Raw genomic sequence first — 8,036 nt, 5'->3', positions numbered from 1 at the left:
TTGCATGGGGGGGGGTGGCCGCGGCGGGTGGGGGGGGTGTGGGGGGGGGCCGACACCGGTCAGGAGACGGTCACCGCGCCGTCCGAGCCGCGTACGCAGGCGACCGAGCGGGCGGCGGTGACAGCCGCGCCGGCGAGGCACTGGCCGAGCGTCTGGTGCCCGGCGGCGTTCGGGTGCCAGGACTCCTGGCAGGTCTGGAAATAGGTCACGCAGGTGTTCGCGATCCGCTGGATGGCGATCTTGTCCTTGCCGGAGAGGCTGGTCACGAAGGTGCCGTTGGGCGGGTTGTCCATCAGTCGGATCGGGGTGGCCAGGGTGCCGGTCGGGCTGGTCGGCCTCTCGCACAGCCGGGCGCCGTCGAAGGCCCGCTGGACGTTGAGGTACACCAGGTCGGCGCCGGGGAACTCGGCGGCCAGGGTGTCCCGGGTGGAGCGCACGATGGTGCCGAGGCCCTGTGAGAACCGGTGCCCGGGGGCGAGGCTGGCCCGGTGGATCGGGCAGCCGGCCGCGTACCGCTCGGCCCCGAGGGCGCGGAACTTGTCCCGGGTGTCGTCGCGGCCGTCCTCGGAGTGGTAGGCCGGGTCGAGTTCGAGCGGCAGCGGGTTGGTGTAGTCCTGCAGGACCACCCGGTGCTGGCCGTCGGCGTCCACCTCCCGCAGGGTGGTCAGGATCTGGCGTACGGCCGCGGTGGTCTCGGCGGTGGCGGCGCTGAGCTGTGCGGCGGTGGCCAGGTCGGCGTCCGTGCACGGCTTCTGCTCCACCGGCCCGTTCAGGTACGCCCAGAACTCCCACCAGCCCGTCCAGGCGTCGGCGATGAACCGGTTGGCGCACTTCTCGGCGACCCCGCCGAAGGTGAACGAGCTGTTGTTCGAGCCGAGGCCGATCAGCACCAGGTCGATGTCGTGGGTCTGGGCGACCGCGCGCAACTGGTCGAGCTGGGCGGCCACCTGGCGCCCGCCCGGCCGGGCCGACGAAGCGGCGGCGATGTCGTGCGGCTGGCCGCCGGAGCAGGCCAGGTTGAACCGGTCCTGGATGCCGGGCAGTGCCGCCCGGTGCAGCGAGGCGTTGGCAGAGCGGTGGCAGAAGAAGGCGTTGCTGTTCGGCGCGGTCCACCCCGGGAAGCCCTGGGTGGCGCCCGCCGAGTCGACCACCGGCTGGTACGCCCCGGCGCCCTCGCCGCTGATGAAGCTGTCGCCGACGGCGATCGCCGCGGTGGGCAGCGCCGCCGACGCGGCGGCGGGGGTCGGTACGGCAGCGGAGAGGGCCGCCGTGGCAATGGCCAGGGCCATCGCGGCAACGGTACGGCGCAACGCGGACATGGCATCACATCCATTCATGGAAATGTGAAAGATCCTCCGATGCTCGTGATGAGATCACGCAGGTGTGACGCACGTCAACAATGGGCAACATCTGTGACACCTGAGGCGGGACGGCCGTGAGCCCACGAAGGGGGCGCTCGGCACCTCGCCGGCCCCCGTCCGACGAGGGCGTCGGGCATAAGGCCCGGGGTCGGGGCGTTGACCGCGACAGGTCCGCCAGCAGCGGCCCACGGCGTGCCGCGCGGGAGTCCGCGTCGGCTTGTCGGGACGTACAGCTACGCTCGCTGCGGCGTGCCCGCGCCGGGCCGACCGCCGACGGTGCGGGGCAGCACATCGCCGAGACCGGGGAGTACGACCAGTTGACCGCAGAGCCTGAGACCCTGTACGGGGCCGACGACCTCACGCACCTCGAGGGGCTGGATGCCGTCCGCAAGCGGCCCGGCATGTACATCGGCTCCACCGACAGCCGTGGCGTGGGTCACCTCGTCAACGAGATCCTCGACAACTCCACCGACGAGGGTGTGGCCGGCCACGCGAAGAAAATCGAGGTGACGCTGCACGCCGACGGCTCGGTGCAGGTCGACGACGACGGCCGGGGCATCCCCACCGACGTGCACGCCCGCTCCGGCATCTCCGGCGTCGAGCTGGTGCTCACCCGCCTGCACGCCGGCGGAAAGTTCGGCGGCTCCGGCTACAAGACCTCCGGCGGCCTGCACGGCGTGGGCGCCTCGGCGGTCAACGCGCTGTCCCGCCGGTTCGACGTCACCGTCCGCCGGAGCGGGAAGGTGCACGCCATGTCCTTCCGACACGGCGTGCCCGGCATCTTCGACGGCAACGGCCCGGAGGCGCCGTTCACACCCGGCCCCGGGCTCCAGGTCGTCGGCGCGATGAAGCGCGGCCACCGCACCGGCACCTCGATCCGCTACTGGTACGACCCCCGCTACTTCGAGACCGGCGCCACGCTGGACCACGACGCCGTCCGGGCCAAGCTGCGCAACACCGCCTTCCTGGTGCCGGGCGTCAGCTACACCCTTCAGGACCGCACCGGCGAGCAGCCGAGCGAGGAACGCTTCCACTACCCCAACGGGCTCAGCGACATGGTGGAGTTCCTCGCCCCGGCCGGCGACCGGCCGGTCTCCGGCACCCTGCTGGTCACCGGCGAGGGGACGTACCGGGAGAACGCGGCCGACGCCAACGGCGTCATGCAGTCCAACGTGCAGCGGCGTGCCGAGATCGAGGTGGCGTTCCGCTGGGGCACCGGCTACGAGCGCACCGTCGAGTGCTTTACCAACACCATTCGCAACGCGCACGGCGGCACCCACCGCAAGGGCTTCGAGCGGGCGCTCGCGCGTACCCTCGCCGAGGCCGTGCGCAACACCCGGGGGCTGCTCAAGGCCAAGGAGGACGCGCCCACCCTGGACGACGTCCTGGAGGGCATGACCGCGGTGGTGCACGTCCGCGTGCCCGAGCCGCAGTTCACCTCGCAGACCAAGGACGAACTCTCCACCGCCGGCGTCACCAAGGTTGTCCAGGGCCTGATCGAACAGCACGTCAAGTCCTGGCTGGACGACCGGAAGACGAAGACCGAGGCCCGGACGGTCCTACAGAAGATCGTCGACGCGGCCCGGGTGCGGCTCACCCAGAAGCAGCAGAAGGACGCCGCCCGCCGCAAGACCGCCCTGGAGGGCGCGGCGATGCCGCCCAAGCTGGTCGACTGCCGTTCCTCAGGTATCGACCGAAGTGAGTTGTTCATCGTGGAGGGCGACAGCGCCTTGGGCACCGGGCGACTTGCCCGTTCTGCCGAATATCAGGCGCTTCTTCCGATTCGCGGCAAGATCCTCAACGTGCAGAAGGCCAACCTCCAGCAGGTGCTGGACAACACCGAGTGCGCGGCGATCGTGCAGGTGCTCGGCGCCGGGTCGGGGCGCACCTTCGACCTCTCCGCCATGCGGTACGGCCGGGTGCTCATCATGGCCGACGCCGACGTCGACGGCGCGCACATCCGGACGCTGCTGATCACCCTCTTCGCCCGCTACATGCGGCCGCTGATCGAGGCGGGCCGGCTCTACGCCGCGATGCCACCCCTGCACAAGATCACCACGAAGGGGCGCAACCCGGAAACCGTCTACACCTACACCCAGGTGGAGATGGAGGCGACGGTGCACAAGCTGGAGAAGGCCGGCAAGCAGATCGTCACGCCGATCCCGCGGTTCAAGGGTCTCGGCGAGATGGACGCCGACGAGCTGTGGGAAACCACGATGAACCCGGCCACCCGGTCGGTACGCCGGATCACCCTGCACGATGTCGACGCCGCCGAGCGGATCCTCGACCTGCTGATGGGGGAGAAGGTCGAGCCGCGCCGCAACTGGCTGATCGACTCCGCCGACCTGGTCGACCGTGACGCCATCGACGCCTGACCGTCGTTTCTTCGGAAGGAAAAGCTGAGCCATGGCACGCCGCAAGGAGACGAAGGTCGACTACTCCGCGTTCGACCGGGCCGGCGCACGGGTCATCGACACCCCGCTGACCGCCGAGGTCTCCGACTCCTACCTGGAGTACGCCTTCTCGGTCATCCACTCCCGGGCCCTGCCCGACGCCCGGGACGGCCTCAAGCCGGTGCACCGGCGCATCCTCTACTCGATGCACGAGTCCGGGTTCCGGCCGGACCGCGCGCACGTCAAGTCGGCCCGCGTGGTCGGTGACGTGATGGGTCGCTACCACCCGCACGGCGACACCGCGATCTACGACGCGATGGTCCGGATGGCGCAGGACTTCTCGCTCAACGTCCCACTCATTGACGGGCATGGAAATTTTGGGAGCCCAGACGACGGACCGGCGGCGGCGCGTTACACGGAAGCTCGGATGTCGCGGGAGGCGATGCTGCTCGTCGGCGAGCTGGGCGAGGAGACCGTCGACGTCGAGCCCAACTACGACGGCTCGCTGACCCAGCCCACCGTGCTGCCCGCTGCCTTCCCGAACCTGCTGGTCAACGGCACCTCCGGGATCGCGGTCGGGATGGCGACCAACATGATCCCGCACAACCTGGGCGAGGTCGTCTCGGCCGCCCGCTGGCTGATCCGGCACCCGAACGCCACCCTCGACAAGCTGATGGAGTTCGTGCCCGGCCCCGACCTGCCCACCGGCGGTCTGCTGCTCGGCCTCGACGAGGTGCGCCGGGCGTACGAGACCGGTCGTGGCGTGGTGCGGATGCGTGGCAAGGTGGAGATCGGCCCGCTGGAGGGCAGCCGTGGCCGGCAGGCGATCACCGTGGTCGAGCTGCCGTACGGGGTGGGCGCCGAGAAGGTCATCGCGGCCATCACCAACGAGGTCAACAAGACCAAGCGGCTCACCGGGATCGCCGACGTCAAGGACCTCACCGACCGGGAGAGCGGCACCCGCCTGGTCATCGAGTGCAAGGTCGGGGTCAACCCGCAGGCGCTGCTCGCCGACCTCTACCGGCTCACCCCGCTGGAGCAGTCCTTCGGCGTCAACAACCTGGTGCTGGTCGGCGGTCAGCCGCGCACCCTCGGGCTCAAGGAACTGCTGGAAGTCTTCCTGGCGCACCGCTACGAGGTGGTGACCCGGCGCAGCGCGTACCGCAAGCGCAAGCGGGAGGAGCGCCTGCACCTGGTCGACGGCCTGCTGATCGCCCTGCTCGACATCGACAAGGTGGTCAAGCTGATCCGGGCCAGCGAGGACGCCCAGGCGGCGAAGTCCGGCCTGATGCGGCAGTTCAAGCTCTCCGAGATCCAGGCGACCTACATCCTGGACACTCCGCTGCGCCGGCTGACCAAGTACGACCGGCTGGAGCTGGAGGCCGAGCAGGAGAAGCTGCGTACGGAGATCGCCGAGCTGTCCACCATCCTCGACGATGAGAACGTGCTGAAGAAGGTCGTCTCCGACGAGCTGGCCGCGGTGGTCAAGCAGTTCACCGCGCCGCGCCGGACCACCCTGGTCGACGGCGACCTCAAGGAGGTGCTCGCCGCGTCCGTGCCGGCCGGGCCGCTGGAGGTGGCCGACGACCCGTGCCAGGTGATCCTGTCGGCCACCGGGCTGGTCGCCCGCACGGCGGCCGAGTCGGAGGAGGCCGCCGAGGGCCGGCGCCGGCACGGCCGCGTCAAGCACGACGCGGTACGCGCGGTGGTGCACTCCACCGCCCGTGGCCGGGTGCTGCTGGTGACCAGCGCGGGCCGGGCGTTCAAGGTGGACGTGCTGCCGCTGCCGGTGCTGCCCGAGCAGGCCGGCACGGTGTCGCTGCGCGGTGGGATGTCCGCCGCCGAGCTGGTGCCGCTGGAGCCGGGGGAGACCGTGGTCGGGCTGGCGCCGCTCGGCCCGACCGCCGAGGGCTCGCCCGGGCTGGCGTTGGGCACCCGGCAGGGTGTGGTCAAGGTCTGTGCCCCCGACTGGCCGGTACGCTCCGACGAGTTCGAGGTGATCGGGCTGCGCGAGGGCGACGAGGTGGTGGGGGCGACCTGGTTGACCGACGTTGCCCAGTCGCTGACCTTCCTCACCAGCGCGGCGTCGCTGCTGCGCTTCCCGGCCGGGACGGTCCGCCCGCAGGGGCTCAAGGGGGGCGGCATGGCGGGGATCGCCCTGCCGGACGACGCGCAGGTGGTCTTCTTCGGCGCGATCCGCACCGACGACCCGGAGCACGGCGACCCGATGGTGGTCACCTCCACCGGCGCGACGGTCAAGGTCACGCCGCTGGCGGCGTACCCGGCGAAGGGGCGGGCGACCGGCGGGGTGCGTGCCCAGCGGTTCCTCAAGGGTGAGACCGACGTGGTCGTCGCCTGGGTGGGTCCGCGGCCGGTGGGCTCCACCGCCAACGGTGAGCCGGTCGAACTGCCCGCGGCGGATCCGCGCCGCGACGGCTCCGGTTTCGCCGTGATGCTCGGCCCCACCGTGGTCGGCCACCAGATCGAACGCAGCTAGTTACTAGGTCTCCGCTAGATCGGTAGCGACCAAACTGGCAGACCATCGACGGGATCTGCCCTGGTGGTCTGTGGCACCGGTTGAGGACCTGTGCCCCTTCGCGTCCGACCAGCGGCGTCGTACGGTCATGGCGAGGTAGGCCGACGCGGGAGAGGACCGACCATGGACCGGTTGAGAAATCACCGGCTCTACCGGGTGAAGCAGTGGATGTATCGGGACGGCAGGCCGAACTGGCTGGCTCGGGTGATGAACCGGGTCTCGGCGTGGCAGTTCTCGACCCGTCTTCTCGCGCCCGGCAACTGGGTGACGTTGGAGGTGGTGGGCCGGCGCAGTGGTCGGACCGTGTCGTTCCCGCTGGTCGCCGTCGATTGCGACGGTGGGCGGTACCTGGTGTCGATGCTCGGTGAGCAGGCGAACTGGGTGCGTAACGTGCGGGCGGCCGCCGGGCGGGCGGTGTTGCGGCGTGGCCGGCGCCGGCCGGTGCTGCTGGTGGAGGTGCCGGTCGCGCAGCGGGCGCCGATTCTGCGTCACTATCTGGACAAGGCGCCGGGCGCGAGGCCGCATGTGCCGGTCCGGCGGGGAGCGCCGGTGGCGGAATTCGCCCGGATCGCCGCGGAGTACCCGGTGTTCCAGATGGTGCCCGCGTCCGCGGACCCGGCCGTCGACTTGTCTCGGTAGCGCGGGGCCCGGCCCTAGCGGCGCAGGCCCAGCCCGGCGAGCACCGACGCCCAGCGGTCGCTCTCCTCGCGCATGAAGGTCTTGAAGGCCGTACCTGACAGGTACGCGTCGGTCCAGCCGAAGCGGGTCCGCGCGCTCGCCCAGGCGGGGTATTCGTGCAGCTGCGCGATCAGCGCGCGGATCGACTCGGCGTCGGAATCGGCGAGGTCGGGTGGGGCCACGATGCCGCGCCAGTTGTTGAAGACCGTATCGACCCCGGCCGAACGCATCGTCGGCGCCGGCAGCTGGGCCACGGGTTCGGCGCTGGTCACGGCGAGCGCGCGGAGTTGGCCCTCCGCGATCTGGTTGGCGTACTCGCTGAGCCCGGACATGCCGAACGCGACCTCGCGGCCGAGGATCGCCGCCAGCAGGTCGCCGCCGCCGTCGTACCGTCGGTAGGCGACCGTGACCGGGGCGACGCCGATCGCGTCCGCGACCAGCATGGTCGCGAGGTGGTCCGGCCCGCCGATCGAGGAGCCGCCGCCGATCACCATCTCGGCCGGGTCGGCGCGCCAGGCCGAGACGAGCGCGTCCAGGTCACGGTAGGGCGAGTCGCGGGTCACCACGATGACCGCCGGCTCCTGCACCAGCCGGGCGATCGGCGTCATCTCCTGCAGGGTGACCGGGGAGCCGATCGCGCTCTGCGCGCCGACGACGCCGAGTCCCATCATCATCGCCAGGCGGCCGTTTCCGCGTTCGTAGGCCAGCCGGCGCAGCGCCACCACCCCACCGCCGCCGGGGAGGTTGAAGACCTCGATGCCGCGGGCGATCCCGGCCGTGTCGAGCGTGTTCGCGAGCACGCGGGCCGTGATGTCGTATCCGCTGCCCGGCGGGTTGGGCACCATCAGCCGCAGGTCGGACAGTTCTGACGATTGGCCGCAACCCGCCAGGTGCCCGCCGACGATGGCGTTTCCGGCCAGCGCCAGCGCGCCTCCCAGCACCCGCCTGCGCCGCACGGGTCGATCCTGCAAGAAACATCCCGGCAATACCAGGCTTGCGGGCGGCGGTCGCACGCACTTTGCTGGTCACACGCGAAATGCGGCTACCACCAAAAACGCCAAAACCCCG

The 8,036-nt window shown here is 71.0% G+C and carries 5 protein-coding genes; 3 read left to right on the top strand and 2 right to left on the bottom strand.

From position 1 onward, the window contains the following. Window positions 1-59 precede the first annotated feature (59 nt). Window positions 60-1,319: a hypothetical protein gene (locus AB0M52_RS07490; protein ID WP_363950211.1), complete on the bottom strand. Its 1,260-nt coding sequence runs from the start codon at window positions 1,317-1,319 to the stop codon at window positions 60-62. 359 nt (window positions 1,320-1,678) lie between these two features. Here AB0M52_RS07490 and AB0M52_RS07485 point away from each other — a divergent pair, with 359 nt between their 5' ends. The 3 genes from AB0M52_RS07485 (at window position 1,679) to AB0M52_RS07475 (ending at window position 6,929) form a co-directional block, all read left to right on the top strand. Then, window positions 1,679-3,736, top strand: a complete 2,058-nt coding sequence (locus AB0M52_RS07485; RefSeq protein WP_363950209.1) for a DNA topoisomerase IV subunit B — start codon at window positions 1,679-1,681, stop codon at window positions 3,734-3,736. Window positions 3,737-3,767: 31 nt separating this feature from the next. Next, the gene (locus AB0M52_RS07480) at window positions 3,768-6,251 is read left to right on the top strand and encodes a DNA topoisomerase (ATP-hydrolyzing) (RefSeq protein WP_363950206.1); all 2,484 of its coding nucleotides are present in this window, start codon (window positions 3,768-3,770) and stop codon (window positions 6,249-6,251) included. Window positions 6,252-6,413: 162 nt separating this feature from the next. Next, window positions 6,414-6,929: a nitroreductase/quinone reductase family protein gene (locus AB0M52_RS07475; RefSeq protein ID WP_363950203.1), complete on the top strand. Its 516-nt coding sequence runs from the start codon at window positions 6,414-6,416 to the stop codon at window positions 6,927-6,929. Window positions 6,930-6,943: 14 nt separating this feature from the next. Here AB0M52_RS07475 and AB0M52_RS07470 read toward each other — a convergent pair whose 3' ends face one another. Next, a complete protein-coding gene (locus AB0M52_RS07470) occupies window positions 6,944-7,924 on the bottom strand; it encodes a tripartite tricarboxylate transporter substrate binding protein (protein WP_363950200.1) in 981 nt (326 codons plus the stop codon). Window positions 7,925-8,036 lie beyond the last annotated feature (112 nt).

Origin of the sequence: Micromonospora sp. NPDC051296 (assembly GCF_040682255.1) — a bacterium.
In the GTDB taxonomy this organism is placed as follows: Bacteria; Actinomycetota; Actinomycetes; order Mycobacteriales; family Micromonosporaceae; genus Micromonospora; species Micromonospora craterilacus.
Note: the sequence above shows the minus strand (reverse complement) of the source record. Positions and strands in the feature narration are given on the sequence as shown.